The following is a 16,160-nucleotide window of genomic DNA, read 5'->3' as shown; positions in this document are numbered from 1 at the left end:
AGCGGTAATAGAGTCGGGTGCGCGATCTCGCCAACCGTCGTCTGGCAAAGCCAGGAGGACGACGAGGATTGGGATACAGCTTCGCGTTCTCGCGACATGGATTGTCCGAGTCTTGCTTGTCGTTTCGCCCTCTCCGTTGGTGAGGGCGCAGGGAAAGCCGGGTGCCGATCGCACCCATGGGCCCCGAGCAATGGGGTAGAAAGCTCGGGGGTAGGACCACAGGTGTAACCGGAGCAATCCGGCTTTCCCTGCGCGATGGGTTACGGCTTATACGTGCTCTCCCCGGCGAGACTTGGCTTTGTTGTCACCGTCTTCACAACGCGCATTTGCGCAATCGGAAGAGACACCTACCGCTAGGGCGTCAGGCCTGCACGATTTCGCCGTCCGCCTTGCGTGCTCTCGTCAGGCCACGCGCAGCGTCCACCGCATCTCGACCCGCGTTCGTGACGACCGCGAAGCGCCCCTCGTGTCGGGCGAGACTTCGGATTTATAGCATTGAGTTGCACTTCGGATAAAGAGAAATATTTTTGCTGCGGGGGCTTGCGCCGTCGGGCAAATCAGCGCTAGGGGCAACGCCCTTCACCCGTCGTCATTCCGGGGCAGCCCCAACGGGTCGCGCGAATGCGCGCCCGATGACAGGCTCCGGGCTGAGCCCGGAATCCAGTCATCCGCGGAACATGCGGCCGAATGGATTCCGGGCTCGACGCTTCGCGTCGCCCTCAGATGCGCAATTACGCATCGGGAAATGACGAGAGAAGGAGCAGGGCCTACTCCGCCGCCAGTTTCGGCGGTAGCGGTGGTCCCCAGCACTCGATCCGATTGCGGCCGCGATCCTTGGCCTGGTAGAGCGCGGCATCGGCGGCCTTCATCAGCGCATCGACCCCCGGCATGCTGGTGGTGGCCTCGGCAATGCCGATGCTCACTGTTAGCCGCACCGGACGATCGTCCGCGCTTAGCGTCAATCCTTCCGCCCGCTTGCGAATGCGCTCGGCGACGGTTCGCGCGCGCGACAAGGTCGTTTCCGGCAGCAGCACCGCGAACTCCTCGCCGCCGACACGGCCCACCATGTCCGACTTGCGCTTGCCGCGAACGCAGATCTCGGCGACGGCCTTGATCGCCTCGTCGCCGGCCGCATGACCGAACCGGTCGTTGATGCTCTTGAAGTGATCGATATCGACCATCAGCACCGAGACCGAACGGTAGTAGCGCTGAAACCGGCTCCACTCCGCATCCAGCGTGGTCAGGAAGTGCCTGCGGTTGAACAGTCCGGTGAGCGGATCAGTGGTCGCAAGCACCTCGAGCTGGCGTGCGTTATTGACCAGATCGGTGATGTCGACAAAGGTCAGCATGCGGCCGCCATTTGCCATGGTCGAGCAATGAATCCTGATGTTGCGGCCGTCAGGCGTCTGAACGTCGCGCTTGTGATCGCCCGCCTTGATCTCGGCGATCCGCTTCGCCGGAAAGGCCTTGACCTGCTCCGCCGTCGCGCCGGTTGGGACGGCCCGGCGATTGCGCGTCAGCAGCGTGATGTAGGGCGGATGCCGCGCCACCTCCTCCTCGCTGACTTCCCAGAATTCGCGCATGCGCCGGTTGAGGAAGATCGCGTTGAGATCGCGGTCGAGCAGGACGACACCGTCCTCCACATTCTCGAGCGCGCCGGTCAGCACCTTCAACTTGTCCGATGCGCGCACGATGTCGGTCACCGGCGGGTAGCTCACCATGCGGCCGCCGTCGGGCAGCGGCGTGCACTGGCACCGCACCACGTCACCATTGCTGCGCCGGAGATCGATCGGGTTCGGGTCCCCGATGCTGACGAGGCGGACGCGCTCGGCAAGGTAGGCCTGGAGCTGCTCAGCCGGCAGCTCATAGGCCATGGTCTTGCAGCCGTGCTGCATCAGATCGGTGAAGGTGGGGGAGCGCTCGGCAACCGCGTCCGGAAGCACCCACATGGTCCGGAACGCGCGGTTGATGAACAGGGCCTTCAGCTCGGAATCCAGCAGCAGAATGCCGACCGGGATCTGGTCGAGCGCAGCGCGCAGCGCCAGCATGTGCCCGCGCAGGATATCGCCGCTGCGCCGCTCCGGAATGGCAGCCGGCGCAGGGGCGGTGGCCGCGGCAGTCGCGGGCGCAGCGGCGTTGGTGCGCGGCTCGTCGAAAGCCAGGCCGAGCTGGCGGTCCGATTGCCACAGCCGCTTGCACGGCTTCACCTGATGGGTGCCGACGATCAACAATTGGACATGGTCGGGAATGCCGACGACGCTTTCGAGTTCTACGGTCGCGCCCGCATCCGTGAGCTGCCGGACCGTGCAGTCAAAGGCTGACCGACCGAAATTGAAGACGATTTTTCCGGCCAAGAACGTTCGGCCGCGGGAAGCTGACACCTGTCCGGACATGGGAGATGACCACCTGGAACACTTGCGAGCCCGCTCACTTCAACACGTTTGAGTCACCAAGCCATGAACGGTTTTGGCGGGATTTGATCGGGAACCAGGGCGTGTGCGCTGCAACATGAGTTCCGTCCCGCTGTCCTATCACCGCCGTTGCATCCACCATCAATTGGTCAGGGTCGCTGTCGGGACAAATTTAGTTCTATCGTATAATTATTTTGCACTAGACGCCGTCGGAGGAGTAGCGTCGCAACTCCCTCAGTAACAGTCAGGGACACGCCCGCCATGTCTGCTCTTCAAGCAAAGCTGGAACGATTTGAGATCCTCGCCAACGAATGCGAGCTGATCGCGAGCAGGACGCTGGATGGGGGCAACCGCGAACTCTACCAGCGGCTGGGCGGGCACTATCGGGAGCTCGCGACCGATATGAAGATCGTGATCGCGACCATCGACGGTCCGGCCGCGTAAGAAAAAGGGCCGCTCGAATAACAAGCGGCCCAAGTCTAGGGAGGAAACGCCCTCGAAGAGGGCGGCGATAGCGCAAGGCGCTGTCGCACGCTTCCTATATGGGTTGAGAAGCGAGCTTCGGGAGCCCGGACTGCGCAATCCAGGGTACGACTTGCGCGCCTTGAATCTGCGCCTCGCAGCGCATAGCTCCCAGTGGCGTCCGCTATGACGGACAAATCACCCCACCGATCCTGCAACTTGCGATCCGCCCAGCCGCTTGCGCTTTGCGTTGAGCGCGGAGGCGACGCGGCTGACCGGCGGGCGGCCGAGCAGGCCGGCGACCTCGTTCGTCGTGGCCAGCAGCCTGTCCATGTCGATCCCGGTTGTCACGCCCATGCCTTCCAGCATGTAGACGACGTCCTCGGTCGCGACGTTGCCGGTGGCGCCGGGAGCGTAAGGGCAGCCGCCGAGGCCGCCGGCGGCGGCATCGATGACGCGCACGCCCTCCTCCATGCCGGCGTAGAGATTGGCGAGCGCCTGGCCGTAGGTGTCGTGGAAGTGCATCGCGAGATTGCCGACCGGCAGCTCGGAGCCGACCGCACGCAGCATCTCCTTGGCCTTGAGCGGCGTACCGACGCCGATCGTGTCGCCGAGCGAGATCTCGTAGCAGCCGAGATCCCACAGCCGCACCGCGAGGTCGGCGACCGCCTTCGGCTTGATCTCGCCATCGAACGGACAGCCGAGCACGCAGGAGACATAGCCGCGCACCTTGACGCCATCGGCCTTGGCGCGCGCCAGCACCGGCTTGAAGCGCTCGATCGATTCCGCGATCGAGCAATTGATGTTGGCGCACGAAAAGCCCTCGGAGGCCGCCGCGAACACCGAGACCACCCGGGCGCCGGCCGCGTGCGCGGCGTCATAGCCCTTCTCGTTCGGCACCAGCACGTGGAATTCGGCGCCCTTGACGTGACCGACACCGCGCAGCACCGCATCGGAGCTTGCCATCTGCGGGATCGCCTTCGGCGATACGAAGGCGCCGACCTCGACGGTTTTGAGCCCGGCCGCCACCAGCGCCTCGACGAAGGCGACACGCGCCTCGACGCTGACCGGCGTCTTCTCGTTTTGCAGGCCGTCGCGCGGCCCCATCTCGACGATGTGGATCTGATCGCTCATGACGCGGCCGCCGGCTCGACTTCGGCAAGCTCGACGCCCTCGCCGACGATGTCGCCGACCTTGCATTTGAGCTTCTTCAAGACGCCCGCATAGGGCGCGCGCAGGGTCTGCTCCATCTTCATCACTTCCAGCGTCAGGATCGGTGCGCCCTTCTCCAGGGTCGCGCCCTCCTCGGCCAGCAACGCGACCACGGTGCCCGGCAGAGGCGCGACGATCTTGTCCTCGCCGACCTGCTCCTCGCTCTCGCCGCCGAACGGATCGACCCAGTGCAGATCGAAGCGGCCGTTGCGGGTGCGCAGATAGAGTTCGTGGCCCTCGACGACCGAGGCGACGCGCGACTTGTGGCCATTGAGCGTCAAGTCAAAGCCGTCATCGCCGGCTGACGAGATTTCAAAGCCAAGCTCGTGCCCGCCGACCGAGAGCGCCGACGGTCCGTTGCCATAGTGCAACGTGATGGTCTGCGCTGGCTCATGACCCTGCCGAAACGAAAACACCCGCTGGCGGCGGCCGACCGGCATCCAGCCGAACGTCTGCCAGGGCGAGTTGGCCTCGCCCATCGCTGCCTTCCGCTCGTTGTTGATGATCGCAGCCACAGCTGCACAGAGCTCGAACTCGCCGGCCGCGCCCGTGCCGGCCGTGAGGTTCTTCAGCTCGCGCTCGATGAAGCCGGTATCGATCGCATTGGCCCTGGTGTCGGGATGCGTCAACAGCGCCGACAGGAATGGGATGTTGGTGACGATGCCGCGGACATCAGTCTCCTCAAGCCCGCGATTGAGCTTCTCGATCGCGCCCTCGCGCGTCGGCGCCCAGGCGATCACCTTGGCGAGCATCGCATCGTAATACGGAGAGACGTTGTCGCCGCTGCGATAGCCGGCATCGATGCGCAGGCCGTCGCCGTCCTGCGGCGTCCGCCAGGTCTTGATGCGGCCGACCGATGGCATGAAGTTCTTCTGCGGATTCTCGGCGTAGACGCGCGCCTCGATGGCGTGCCCATTCAGCTTGATCTCGCTTTGCTTCAGCGGCAGCGCCTCGCCGAACGCGACGCGGAGCTGCCATTCGACGAGATCGACGCCGGTGACGAGCTCGGTGACGGGATGCTCGACCTGCAAACGGGTGTTCATCTCGATGAAGAACACGTCCTTGCCGTCGGAGACGAACTCGATGGTGCCGGCGCCGACATAGCTGACCGCACCGGCCGCCTTGCGGGCGGCCTCGCAGACGGAGTCGCGTTGCGCGGCGTTCAGCGTCGGCGACGGTGCCTCCTCGATCACCTTCTGGTGCCGCCGTTGCAGCGTGCATTCGCGTTCCCACAGCGAGAGCAGATGGCCATGGCTGTCGCCGATGATCTGCACCTCGATATGGCGCGGGTTCTGCACGTACTTCTCGATCAGCATGCGGTCGTCGCCGAACGCCGCCTTGGCCTCCCGCTTGGCGCTGGTGATCGCGGCCGAAAGTTCCGCCGCCGAATTGACCACGCGCATGCCGCGGCCGCCGCCGCCGGCCGACGCCTTGACCAGCACCGGGAAGCCGATCCGGTTGGCGGCATCCGCCAGTGTCGCCTCGTCCTGGGCCTCGCCGTGATAGCCCGGCACCAGCGGCACGCCGGCCTTCTCCATCAGCGCCTTCGAGCCGGACTTCGAGCCCATCGCGGTCATCATGGCGGCGGTCGGGCCGACGAACACCAGACCGGCCTCAAGGCAGGCCTGCGCGAATTCGGCATTCTCGGACAGGAAGCCGTAGCCGGGATGCACCGCCTCGGCGCCGCTCTGCTTCGCAGCGGCGACGACGCGTTCGATATTGAGATAGCTGTCACGCGCCCGTGCAGGGCCGAGCAGCACGGCCTCGTCGGCGAGCGCGACATGCATCGCGTCCCGGTCGGCCTCGGAATAGACCGCGACGGTGCGCAGCCCCATGGCGCGCGCCGAGCGGATGACGCGGCAGGCGATCTCGCCCCGATTGGCGATCAGAAGCGTGCGGAAAGGCCGATAAAGTCTTGAGCGGTCCATCATGAGATCCTGCGTCACATCCTGAACAGACCAAACTTGGTGGGTTCGATCGGCGCGTTCGCCGCGGCCGACAGGCCGAGCCCGAGCACGAGGCGGGTGTCGGCGGGATCGATCACGCCGTCGTCCCACAGCCGCGCGGTGGCGTAATAGGGATTGCCCTGCTTCTCGTATTGCGCGCGGATCGGCTCGCGGAACTTGTCCTCTTCCTCCGCCGACCAGCTCTCGCCCTTGGCTTCGATGCCGTCGCGCCGAACCTGGCTCAGCACCATCGAGGCCTGCTCGCCGCCCATCACGGAGATGCGGGCGTTCGGCCACAGCCAGAGGAAGCGCGGACTGTAGGCGCGGCCGCACATGCCGTAATTGCCGGCGCCGTAGGAGCCGCCGATCACGACGGTGAATTTGGGTACGCCGGCAGTGGCAACCGCCGTCACCAGCTTGGCGCCGTCGCGGGCGATGCCGCCGGCCTCGTACTTCTTGCCGACCATGAATCCGGTGATGTTCTGCAGGAACACCAGGGGGATGCCGCGCTGGCAGCACAGTTCGATGAAATGCGCGCCCTTCAGCGAGCTCTCGCTGAACAGGATGCCGTTGTTGGCGATGATGCCGACCGGATAGCCCCAGATATGGGCGAAGCCGCAGATCAGCGTGGTGCCGTAGAGCTTCTTGAACTCGTCGAACTCGGAGCCGTCGACGATCCGGGCGATGATGTCGTGCACGTCGAACGGCTTGCGGCCGTCGGCGGAGACCACGCCGTAGATCTCCTCGGCCGGAAACAGTGGCTCCTGGACGGTGCGCATGTTGAGCGCCGCCTTCGCCGGCTGCTTCAGCGTGCCGACGATGCGGCGCGCGATCCCGATCGCATGCGCATCGTTCTGGGCATAGTGATCGGTCACGCCCGACTGCCGCGAATGGACATCGGCGCCGCCGAGCTCTTCCGCGGTGACGACCTCGCCGGTCGCGGCCTTCACCAGCGGCGGGCCGCCGAGGAAGATGGTGCCCTGGTTGCGCACGATGATGCTCTCGTCCGACATCGCCGGCACATAGGCGCCGCCTGCGGTGCAGGAGCCCATCACGATCGCGATCTGCGGGATGCCCTGCGACGACATCTGGGCCTGGTTGTAGAAGATGCGGCCGAAATGCCGCTCGTCGGGAAATATCTCGTCCTGCAACGGCAGGAAGGCGCCGCCGGAATCCACCATGTAGACGCAGGGCAGATTGTTCTGCCGCGCGATGTCCTGGGCGCGCAGATGCTTCTTCACCGTCAGCGGGTAGTAGGTGCCGCCCTTGATGGTGGCATCATTGGCGACGATGATGCATTCGCGTCCCGCGATGCGCCCGACGCCGGTGATCACGCTCGCCGAATGCACGTCACCGCCGTACAGCCCGTTGGCAGCGAGCGGCGACAGCTCCAGGAACGCGGTGCCGGGATCGACCAAGAGGTCGACGCGATCGCGCGCCAGCATCTTGCCGCGCGAGGTGTGCCGCTTGCGCGAGGTCTCGCCGCCGCCGCCGGCCACCTGGCTGAGTTTTTCGCGGAGCTCCGCGACCAGGCCGCGCATCACCTCGGCGTTGCGGGCGAATTCCTGGGATGTGGGATCGATCGTCGAATGAAGCGGCATCGGTGTTGCACGTTTCGTTGGAGTATCGGTGGGTTTTGCGAAGATGATCGCGCCGGAACGCGATGGCTAATATTGCAGTTGCGTTTTCATTCGGTGTCATCGTCCGCGAAAGCGGGCGATCCAGTATTCTAGAGACGTCAGCGTTTCATCGAGAGGCCGCAGTGTACTGGATTACCCGCATTCGCGGGGAATGACAGTTGTCGCTACCCCGTCTTCGCGAACAGCTCGCGGCCGATCAGCATGCGGCGGATCTCGCTGGTGCCGGCGCCGATCTCGTAGAGCTTGGCGTCGCGCAGCAGCCGGCCGGTCGGATAGTCGTTGATATAGCCGTTGCCGCCGAGCAGCTGGATCGCATCCAGCGCGCATTGGGTGGCCTTCTCCGCGGCGTACAGGATCGCGCCGGCGGCGTCCTCGCGCGTGGTCTCGCCGCGGTCGCAGGCTTTTGCAACGGCGTACACATAAGCGCGCGAGGCGTTCATCGTGGTGTACATGTCGGCCACCTTGCCCTGCACCAGCTGGAACGAGCCGATCGGCTCGCCGAACTGCTTGCGCTCGTGGACGTAGGGCAGCACGACGTCCATGCAGGCCTGCATGATGCCGATCGGCCCCGCCGCCAGCACCGCGCGCTCATAGTCGAGGCCACTCATCAGCACGTTGACGCCGCGGCCGACTTCACTGAGCACGTTCTCTTCCGGCACCTCGCAGTCCTCGAACACCAGCTCGCAGGTGTCGGAGCCGCGCATGCCGAGCTTGTCGAGCTTCTGCGCGGTGGAGAATCCCTTCATGCCCTTTTCGATGATGAAGGCGGTGATGCCGCGCGGGCCGGCATTCGGATCGGTCTTGGCATAGACCACCAGCGTGTCGGCGACCGGGCCGTTGGTGATCCACATTTTGTTGCCGTTGAGGACGAAGCGATCGCCCTTCCTGTCGGCGCGGGTCTTCATCGAGACCACGTCGGAGCCGGCCGACGGCTCCGACATCGCGAGCGAGCCGACATGCTCGCCGGAGATCAGCTTCGGCAGGTATTTGCGCTTCTGCGCCTCGTTGCCGTTGCGGCGGATCTGGTTGACGCAGAGGTTGGAGTGGGCGCCGTAGGACAGACCGACGGCGGCCGAGGCGCGCGAGATCTCCTCGACCGCGATGCAGTGCTCGAGATAGCCGAGGCCGGAGCCGCCATACTCCTCCTCGACGGTGATGCCGTGCAGCCCGAGCGCACCGATCCTGGGCCAGAGGTCGCGCGGAAACTGGTTGCTGCGGTCGATCTCGGCAGCGCGCGGCGCGATCTCGTTGGTCGAGAAATCATGCACCGTCTCGCGGATCGCATCCGCGGTCTCGCCAAGGTCGAAATTGAAGATTGCCGCCTGGTTCGAGGCCATGATCCCTCCCGTGAGATTCATTCTGCAATTAAACGATCATACGTTTTTTTCTTGGCTTCGCAAGCAATCGTGCTAAGGTTTGGCATTGAAATCCGCAGTTCGTTGAATCTGTTGGCATTTCATGCGATAAACATACGGTCGTTCGCTTGTTTCCTGTGCTCAAGCCAACATTCCTTCGAGGCCCCGATGGCACGCACGATCGGCTCACACGGCCCCACCACGCTGGAGGCGATCCGCAAGGCCGGCGTGCGCCTGATCTTCGAGCACGGCTATGAGGCGATGAGCCTGCGCCAGCTCGCCGCCGAGGTCGGCATCCAGGCCGGCTCCCTCTACAACCATATCTCAACCAAGCAGGACCTGCTGTTCGATCTGGTGCAGGACCATATCAACGATTTGCTGCGCGAGCTTGATCTTGCGCTCGAAGGCAAGGCCGATCCAGTCGCGCAGCTGCGTGCTTTCGTCGCCTTCCACGTCACCTATCACATGACCCGGAAGCGTGAGGTGTTCATCGCCAATTCCGAGCTGCGCAGCCTCGATGCGAAGAACTACGACGCGGTGGTGGCGCTGCGCGGCGCCTATGAGGCACGGCTGGCGCAGATCCTCACCGACGGCGTGGCCGAGGGTGTATTCGAGGTGGTCGATATCCAGGTCGCAACCTTCGCCATCATCTCGCTGTTGACGGGGCTCTGCACCTGGTATCGCCCCGGTGGCCGCCTCACCCGCGATGCCATCATCGCGGCACATGAGAAGCTGGTGCTGTCAGGCGTCGCGCCGCAGGCCGCGATCGGACAGGCCGTTCGCAACAGCGCGCAAACCGCGATTGCGGGTTCGTGACTGTGACGGAGCGCCCGCAGCTCGATGACATCGATCGGCGGATCCTGGCCGAGTTGCAGCGCGACGGGCGGATCAGGATCAACGAGCTCGCCGAGCGGGTCGGCATCACGGCCCCGCCCTGCCTGCGCCGCTTGCGCGCGCTGCGCAGCCGCGGCGTGGTGCAGGCGATCCGCGCCACGCTCGACGAACGGCTGCTTGGCTATGAGGTGACGACCTTCGTCCTGATCCAGCTCGACAGCCAGACCCTGACCGCGATCGAGGCGTTCGAGGCCGCGGTGGCGGCCGTGCCGCGCTTCCTGCAATGCTGGCGGATCTCGGGCGATGCCGATTTCATGCTCCGCTGCGTCGCACCCAGCGTCGATGACATGCGCCGGCAGCTGCTGCAATTCGCGGGCCTGCCCAATGTGCGTAAAATTCGAAGCTTTCCGGTGCTCGGCGTCTCCAAGGACGCGCCGCTGCCGATTCCCGATAGCTTCGCAGCAAGCCCTGCAAGCTGACCGGCCTCGTGCGTCCAACTTTAGTGGGTCCAGGGCTCCCAGCGGCGGAACGCGAAATTGTCGGCATAGGCGATCTGGCGTTGCGCCGAATCCTTCGGCTCGATCACCTGGTAGGCGATGCCCTTGCGCTCGCAATAGGCGACCGCCTCTTCCTTGGTTTCGAACTGCAGCGTCAGCTGCTGCTTCATGTCGGTCGACGAGGTCCAGCCCATCAAGGGCTCCACGGTGCGCGGCTGCTCCGGCTCGAAATCCAGTTGCCACTCTTTGGTCTTGGCACGTCCCGATTGCATCGCGTTTTTGGCGGGCTTAAAAATGCGTGCGGTCATGGATGGTCGGCCCCGTGGGATAAGCGACATGAAAGCGGAAGATTTGGAAGCGATTTGAAGGAAACCACCGGGATAGTATAGAGACACCGTTCTACCAATTGATCGGTGATTCCTCGATCCCGGAGGGAGCCTTCGCCGGACCGGTATAGTCATTCTACCGCGCTGTGACAATCTGGCCCCGAGCGGCTTCTCTTGAGCTCCCTTGGGTCCGCCGCCAGATTGTTACAGCACGGCCTTCTCGACAGCATCACCTCGAAGAAGCGGCGCGCCCCATGGAAATCCACGCTCACCTGCCCGACAAAGGACGTGACCTCCGGCTCGACCTGTTCCGCGGGATCGCGAACTGGGCGATCTATCTCGATCACATCCCCGACAATATCGTGAACTGGATCACGACGCGGAATTACGGCTTCAGCGACGCCGCGGACCTGTTCGTCTTCATCTCCGGCTACACCGCATCCTTCGTCTATGCCCGCATGATGCTGGAACGCGGCTTCATCGTCGGCGCAACCCGGCTGACCAAGCGGGTCTGGCAGCTCTACGTCGCCCACATCATCCTGTTCGTGATCTACATCGCCTCGATCAGCTATCTGGCGCTGCGCTTCGGCGATTCCGAGATCATCAACGAGTTCAACGTCGCCGGCCTCGTCGACAACGCCACCGAGACGCTGCGCCAGGGCCTGTTCCTGAAGTTCAAGCCGGTCAATCTCGACGTGCTGCCGCTCTACATCGTGCTGATGGGCCTGTTCCCGCCGGTGCTGTGGATCATGCTGCGACAGCCGAACTGGACCATGCTGGCCTCGCTCGCGCTGTGGCTGGTGTCGCGCCACATCGGCTGGAACCTGCCGGCCTACCCGGCCGGGACCTGGTACTTCAATCCGTTCGCCTGGCAGGTGCTGTTCGTGTTCGGCTCGTGGTGCGCGATGGGCGGCGCGCGCGCCAACATGCACATCATCAATTCGCGCTACACGCTGTGGTTCTGCATCGCCTATCTGCTCTTCGCACTGGTCATGACCATGGCCGGACGCTTCCCGGAATTCGGCGCCCAGTTCCCGGACTGGCTGTATTCGGCGTTCAACCCGAACGACAAGACCAACCTCGCGCCCTATCGCTTCCTGCACTTCGTGGTGATCACGGTGCTGGTGATCCGCTTCATCCCGAAGGACTGGTCGGCGCTGGAGTGGAAGGTGTTCGATCCCTTGATCGTCTGCGGCCAGCAGTCGCTCGCGGTGTTCTGCGTCGGCGTGTTCCTGTCCTTTGTCGGGCATTTCGAGCTCTCGATGAGCTCGGGCTCGCTGTTCGCGCAGATCTTCGTCAGCATCTCCGGCATCGCGATCATGACGATCGTGGCCTATTACATCTCGTGGTCGAAGCGGCAGGACAAGCCGATCAAGCCGCCGGCGCCGAAACCGGCGGCACCGGCAAAGGCAGGCTGACGATCCGCCTCACTTGCTGCCCGGCGGGCGTCCCCTGCCGGCAGGCTGATCGCTCCGCCATCGGCCCTTCGACGTGAATGCATCATAGCTGGTGGTCCAGCGGTACTCCGCCGCCGGCGCCTTCGCGATACTGTCGGGCTTGCGCGGTCCCTCCAGGGCAAAGGTGGCGCCTTGCGGATCGAGGCAGCGGGCGATCCAGCTCCCGCTCGGTAGTTCCAGCGGCCCTTCATAGACCTGTCCGCCGCCGGCGTTGACCCGCATGATGGCGGCGTCGAGGTCGTCGACGTTGAAATAGTAGAGCCAGAACGCGATCGGCTCGAGCGGACGCTTGTTGAAGATTCCGCCGACGGTGAGCCCGCCGGCCGAGAACATTTGATAGGTCTCGTCGGGGGCGTTGCCGCCATCGGCCGGCCGCCAGCCGAAAACCACGCTGTAGAATCCGAACGCCTTGCGCCAGTCGTCCGCGAGCAACTCGTGCCAGCCGACACGCCCGACGGCATCGAGCCCGTCAGCAGCCGAGCAGGCGACATTCGATCCGCTCAGCAATCCGAACGTCGCCCGCTGCGGATCGGCGACGATGGCGAGGCGGCCGATATTGGTGGCGGTCGGCGGCACATAGACGGCACCGCCGCGTTCCTGCATGCGGCGGACGGCAGCATCGACGTCGTCGACACCGACATAGCCGATCCATCGCGGGGTCGCGCCCTGCCGTCTGCCCTCCTCCGGCAACTCCATCAGGCCGCTGCGGGGAAGCTCGCCCGACATGAACAACCTGTAAGGAAGCGCCGTCGTCGACGCATCCTTCGCGACCCAGCCGAGCACGCTGCCGTAGAAGGCACTCGCGCCACCAACGTCCGTGGTCAGCAGCTCGTACCACGCGAAGCGCGCGCCATCATCCGACATGGCTGCTCCTCGCTTGGGCGCCGGCGTGATCGCAATGCAGCATGGAGAGTCCTGAAGTGTTAACGATCGTGTCCGGCCGCGCGCGCCGGCCAATAATCGTGTTCATCAAGATGAACCTAGGAACGAAGATGAATGACAACACTTGATACACGCTAGCCGCCTCGCGAGTGTGTGTGCGCAGCGCGTCTTGCATGCAGCTGCGACGGATTGTACAACTGCGCGAGAGTTGAATTCGAAAACACGTCAAGAATGGAGGATGCGAGTATGCCACGAGTGAAGCAAGCCCCCAAGAGCAAGCGTGTGACTGGCAAGCGTGTGACCGGCAAGCGTGTGGCGAAGGCCGCCGTGCCCGCGTTGGGCGCAGCCGGATTGACCTTCTCGCTGGTGGGAGCTGCATCGGCATCGACCGTGCCGGCAGCAGACATGCCGCAGACCCAAAAATACGGACCGACGCAGGCCATCACACTCGGCGACGAGGAAATCGCCGACGTCAGCCTGGCGACGTTCCATCTGTTCGACAAGGAAGACGCCGGAGCCGGCGTGCAGGTCGCATGGCGCGGATGCGGCGGCTGCCGGGGTTGCCGTGGCTGTCGCGGTTGCCGTGGCTGCCGCTGCGGCGGCTGCGGTGGTTGCGGCGGTGGCTGCTGCCTGTCGTGGGGCGCCTGCCGCCTCTGCTAGTCGAGACAGCATCGCATTGGCATGCATCGATCGTCATGGCCGGGTCCGACACACGTCGGCCCGGCCAATTCATGTTGTCAATTCATCTTGTCGCCGTATCGTTGCCCGGCTCGTTGCGGGTCCCCGCGCGAACGTTGTCGCGGCCGGCGCGACGCCCCCGCTTCACGGCTCGTCTCCTATTCAATAGTCTCCCCGCAAGCTGCACAGGAACGGTTCTTTGCCAGGAAAATCCACCCCGCGCGCCAACAAGGACGTTCTGCAGTTCGCTCCGAATTTCACAGCCTATGTGCTGCCTCCGGACGTTGTCTGCCTCTATTCCGAAGACCGAAAGTTCTTCCTCCATGGCGAGCTCTACTGCGCGCTGGCGTCCGCGATCGGTGCGAATGGCTGTAGTGTCGCCAGGCTCACCGCCGAACTCGGGCGGAAGTTTCCATCTGACAAGATCAATGAAGCCATCAAGCGGCTCTGTGATCGCCGGTATGTGATCTCAAAGCCGCCCGGTCACGCCAACGCTATTGCCGGGCTTTGGGCGAGCCTCGGCCTTCCCGAGGCGATCGCCGAGCAGAACCTGCACAATTGCCGGGTTCGACTCGAGGCGATCGACGTCAAGGGCGCGGTCGAATTGAGCAAGGCACTCCAGGAGCTGGGCGTCCGCGTCGTCAAGACATCGCCCGACCTCACGGTCACGCTGGTGAACGACTACCTCGATCGGCGGCTTGCCGAGCGCAATTTGCAGCATGTCTCTGACGGATCGCCCTGGTTGCTGGTGCAGCCGTCCGGCGTGTTTCCGCTGGTCGGTCCCGTGTTCAATCCGGGGCAGACCGCGTGCTGGACCTGCCTGTTCGACCGGATGATCCGCAACCGCGAGGTCAAGGGCTTCCTCGATCGCGGCGCGGCGCGGCCGGTCGCGGTCTCTCCGCTCGCGCAGCATCCGGTTGGACAGAGCGCCATCCAGCTCGCCGCGGTTGAGATCGCCAAGGCGATCGCCAGCGGCTTCCGCACCGATCTGCGCAACCACATCGTCAGTCTCGACCTGCTGGGCTCGACGATCGCCAGGCACTATGTGGCGGCGCGACCGCAATGCCCTACCTGCGGCAGCAAGAAACTGCAAAACCCGCGGCGCGCGCCGCAGCCGGTTGAATTGGGACCGGGCGCCAAGCTCATCATGACCAGCGGCGGTTATCGTGCGGTGTCGTCACGCGCCACGGTGGCGCGGTTCAGGAAGCATGTCAGCCCGCTGACCGGCGTGGTGACGCGGCTGGAGCGGATCGAGGTCGATCTGCCGATGAACACCAATTTCTACGCCCAGCATAATTTCTCCGCGCCGGCGCAGAACGTCGATCAGCTCCGCGCGGGATTGAGCGGCGGCAGCTTCGGCAAGGGCAGCACCGCCGAGCAAGGCGAGGCCAGCGCACTGATGGAGGCGATCGAGCGATATTCGGGAATCTTCCAGGGCGATGAGATCCGGGCGCGCAAGCGCTTCACCGACTTTGCCTCAGGCGACGCAATCCCTCCCAACGACATCCTGCTGTTCAGCGACGAGCAGTACCGCACCCGTGCCGTGCACAACCATAACGACTCCCATCCCACCCAGCCGGCGCCGGAACCGTTCGATCCGTCGCAGCGGATCGAGTGGAGCCCGGTCTGGTCGCTGCGCGACAAGCGTTTCCGCCAGATTCCGACCAGCCTGCTGTATTTCTTCTACCAGGGCCCGGCCGCCTTCGCTGCCGATTCCAACGGCTGCGCGGCCGGCAACACCCGCGAGGAAGCGATCACACAAGGCTTCCTTGAATTGATGGAGCGCGATGCCTACGCGATCTGGTGGTACAACCGATCGCGACGGGCAGAGGTCGACCTTGACCAGTTCGACGATGCGTATGTCCGCGACCTCAAATCGCAGCTCGAGGCATCCGGCCGCAAGCTCTGGGTGCTCGACATCACCAGCGATCTCGCCATCCCGACCTATGTTGCCATCGTGCACTGGATGCAGAACGGACAAGAGAACATCGAGTTCGGCTCCGGCTCGCACTTCGACCCGCGCATCGCGTTGCTGCGGTCGCTGACGGAGCTGAACCAGTTCCTGTCGATCGGACTGATGGGCGGCGGCAGCGGCGAGAAGCCGAGTCTGGATGGCATCAATCCGCTGCAGCTCGAGGACCATCCGTTCTTGATTCCGGATCCCAACCCGATCGTGCCTCCCGCCGCGGCGGCGAACGTGCCGCTCGACAATGCGCGCGCGCAGGCCGATGCCTGTGTCGAGATCGCCGCGCGCGCCGGCATGGACTTCCTCGTGCTCGATCAGACCCGGCCGGACGTCGAAGTGCCGGTGGTCCGAGTCATCGTCCCGGGCCTGCGCCATTTCTATCGCCGCTTTGGACCGGGACGGCTCTACGACGTACCGGTCAAGCTGGGACTGCGCGATCGCCCGTCGCTCGAGAGCGAGTTGACGCCGTTCCTCCCGCATAGCTGAGGTGATAC

The 16,160-nt window shown here is 64.5% G+C and carries 13 protein-coding genes; 6 read left to right on the top strand and 7 right to left on the bottom strand.

The window, feature by feature from the left end:
• Positions 1-767 precede the first annotated feature (767 nt).
• Positions 768-2,354 (bottom strand): sensor domain-containing diguanylate cyclase, encoded by a 1,587-nt coding sequence (locus ACVMB0_RS25685; protein WP_461348095.1) that lies wholly within the window; start codon positions 2,352-2,354, stop codon positions 768-770.
• 318 nt (positions 2,355-2,672) lie between these two features.
• Between ACVMB0_RS25685 and ACVMB0_RS25680 the strand changes: the two genes are divergently transcribed.
• Positions 2,673-2,855: a hypothetical protein gene (locus ACVMB0_RS25680; protein WP_456754946.1), complete on the top strand. Its 183-nt coding sequence runs from the start codon at positions 2,673-2,675 to the stop codon at positions 2,853-2,855.
• A gap of 216 nt (positions 2,856-3,071) precedes the next feature.
• Here ACVMB0_RS25680 and ACVMB0_RS25675 read toward each other — a convergent pair whose 3' ends face one another.
• The 4 genes from ACVMB0_RS25675 to ACVMB0_RS25660 all read right to left on the bottom strand — a co-directional run bounded on the left by ACVMB0_RS25675 (position 3,072) and on the right by ACVMB0_RS25660 (position 9,008).
• Entirely contained in the window at positions 3,072-4,007 is a 936-nt protein-coding gene (locus ACVMB0_RS25675) for a hydroxymethylglutaryl-CoA lyase (RefSeq protein ID WP_461348094.1), read from the bottom strand.
• Positions 4,004-6,013: an acetyl/propionyl/methylcrotonyl-CoA carboxylase subunit alpha gene (locus ACVMB0_RS25670; protein WP_461348093.1), complete on the bottom strand. Its 2,010-nt coding sequence runs from the start codon at positions 6,011-6,013 to the stop codon at positions 4,004-4,006. The genes ACVMB0_RS25675 and ACVMB0_RS25670 overlap by 4 nt, the downstream gene beginning before the upstream one ends.
• Positions 6,014-6,027: 14 nt before the next feature.
• A complete protein-coding gene (locus ACVMB0_RS25665) occupies positions 6,028-7,632 on the bottom strand; it encodes a carboxyl transferase domain-containing protein (RefSeq protein ID WP_456754949.1) in 1,605 nt (534 codons plus the stop codon).
• A gap of 203 nt (positions 7,633-7,835) precedes the next feature.
• Positions 7,836-9,008: an isovaleryl-CoA dehydrogenase gene (locus tag ACVMB0_RS25660; protein WP_461348092.1), complete on the bottom strand. Its 1,173-nt coding sequence runs from the start codon at positions 9,006-9,008 to the stop codon at positions 7,836-7,838.
• Positions 9,009-9,194: 186 nt separating this feature from the next.
• On the opposite strand from ACVMB0_RS25660, the gene ACVMB0_RS25655 reads away from it, so the two are divergent.
• Entirely contained in the window at positions 9,195-9,842 is a 648-nt protein-coding gene (locus tag ACVMB0_RS25655; protein ID WP_456798148.1) for a TetR/AcrR family transcriptional regulator, read from the top strand.
• A 2-nt stretch (positions 9,843-9,844) separates the two neighbouring features.
• Positions 9,845-10,339 carry an Lrp/AsnC family transcriptional regulator gene (locus tag ACVMB0_RS25650; RefSeq protein WP_461349709.1) on the top strand — a complete coding sequence of 165 codons (495 nt, stop codon included), beginning with the start codon at positions 9,845-9,847 and terminating at the stop codon, positions 10,337-10,339.
• A 20-nt stretch (positions 10,340-10,359) separates the two neighbouring features.
• Here the strand turns inward: ACVMB0_RS25650 and ACVMB0_RS25645 are convergent, their stop codons facing one another.
• On the bottom strand, positions 10,360-10,665 hold the full coding sequence (locus ACVMB0_RS25645; RefSeq protein ID WP_456754952.1) for an ETC complex I subunit: 306 nt from the start codon (positions 10,663-10,665) through the stop codon (positions 10,360-10,362).
• Between the two features lie 272 nt (positions 10,666-10,937).
• Between ACVMB0_RS25645 and ACVMB0_RS25640 the strand changes: the two genes are divergently transcribed.
• Positions 10,938-12,101 (top strand): OpgC domain-containing protein, encoded by a 1,164-nt coding sequence (locus tag ACVMB0_RS25640; RefSeq protein WP_461348091.1) that lies wholly within the window; start codon positions 10,938-10,940, stop codon positions 12,099-12,101.
• A 9-nt stretch (positions 12,102-12,110) separates the two neighbouring features.
• On the opposite strand, the gene ACVMB0_RS25635 is transcribed toward ACVMB0_RS25640, so the two are convergent.
• Entirely contained in the window at positions 12,111-13,004 is an 894-nt protein-coding gene (locus ACVMB0_RS25635) for a VOC family protein (RefSeq protein ID WP_461348090.1), read from the bottom strand.
• 300 nt (positions 13,005-13,304) lie between these two features.
• On the opposite strand from ACVMB0_RS25635, the gene ACVMB0_RS25630 reads away from it, so the two are divergent.
• Both ACVMB0_RS25630 and ACVMB0_RS25625 read left to right on the top strand, forming a co-directional pair.
• Positions 13,305-13,682, top strand: coding sequence for a hypothetical protein (locus ACVMB0_RS25630; protein WP_456754955.1), 378 nt, complete (start codon positions 13,305-13,307; stop codon positions 13,680-13,682).
• Between the two features lie 217 nt (positions 13,683-13,899).
• The gene (locus ACVMB0_RS25625; protein ID WP_461348089.1) at positions 13,900-16,152 is read left to right on the top strand and encodes a TOMM precursor leader peptide-binding protein; all 2,253 of its coding nucleotides are present in this window, start codon (positions 13,900-13,902) and stop codon (positions 16,150-16,152) included.
• Positions 16,153-16,160 lie beyond the last annotated feature (8 nt).

This window comes from Bradyrhizobium sp. USDA 4451, assembly GCF_054822585.1.
The sequence above is the reverse complement of the archived record's forward strand: the minus strand, read 5'-3'. Positions and strand labels throughout refer to the sequence as shown.

Excerpts from the sequence above, each read along its gene's own strand:
- ACVMB0_RS25680 (WP_456754946.1), top strand. The coding sequence starts at position 2,673 with ATGTCTGCTCTTCAAGCAAAGCTGGAACGATTTGAGATCCTCGCCAAC.
- ACVMB0_RS25675 (WP_461348094.1), bottom strand. The coding sequence starts at position 4,007 with ATGAGCGATCAGATCCACATCGTCGAGATGGGGCCGCGCGACGGCCTG.
- ACVMB0_RS25670 (WP_461348093.1), bottom strand. The coding sequence starts at position 6,013 with ATGGACCGCTCAAGACTTTATCGGCCTTTCCGCACGCTTCTGATCGCC.
- ACVMB0_RS25665 (WP_456754949.1), bottom strand. The coding sequence starts at position 7,632 with ATGCCGCTTCATTCGACGATCGATCCCACATCCCAGGAATTCGCCCGC.
- ACVMB0_RS25660 (WP_461348092.1), bottom strand. The coding sequence starts at position 9,008 with ATGGCCTCGAACCAGGCGGCAATCTTCAATTTCGACCTTGGCGAGACC.
- ACVMB0_RS25655 (WP_456798148.1), top strand. The coding sequence starts at position 9,195 with ATGGCACGCACGATCGGCTCACACGGCCCCACCACGCTGGAGGCGATC.
- ACVMB0_RS25645 (WP_456754952.1), bottom strand. The coding sequence starts at position 10,665 with ATGACCGCACGCATTTTTAAGCCCGCCAAAAACGCGATGCAATCGGGA.
- ACVMB0_RS25640 (WP_461348091.1), top strand. The coding sequence starts at position 10,938 with ATGGAAATCCACGCTCACCTGCCCGACAAAGGACGTGACCTCCGGCTC.
- ACVMB0_RS25635 (WP_461348090.1), bottom strand. The coding sequence starts at position 13,004 with ATGTCGGATGATGGCGCGCGCTTCGCGTGGTACGAGCTGCTGACCACG.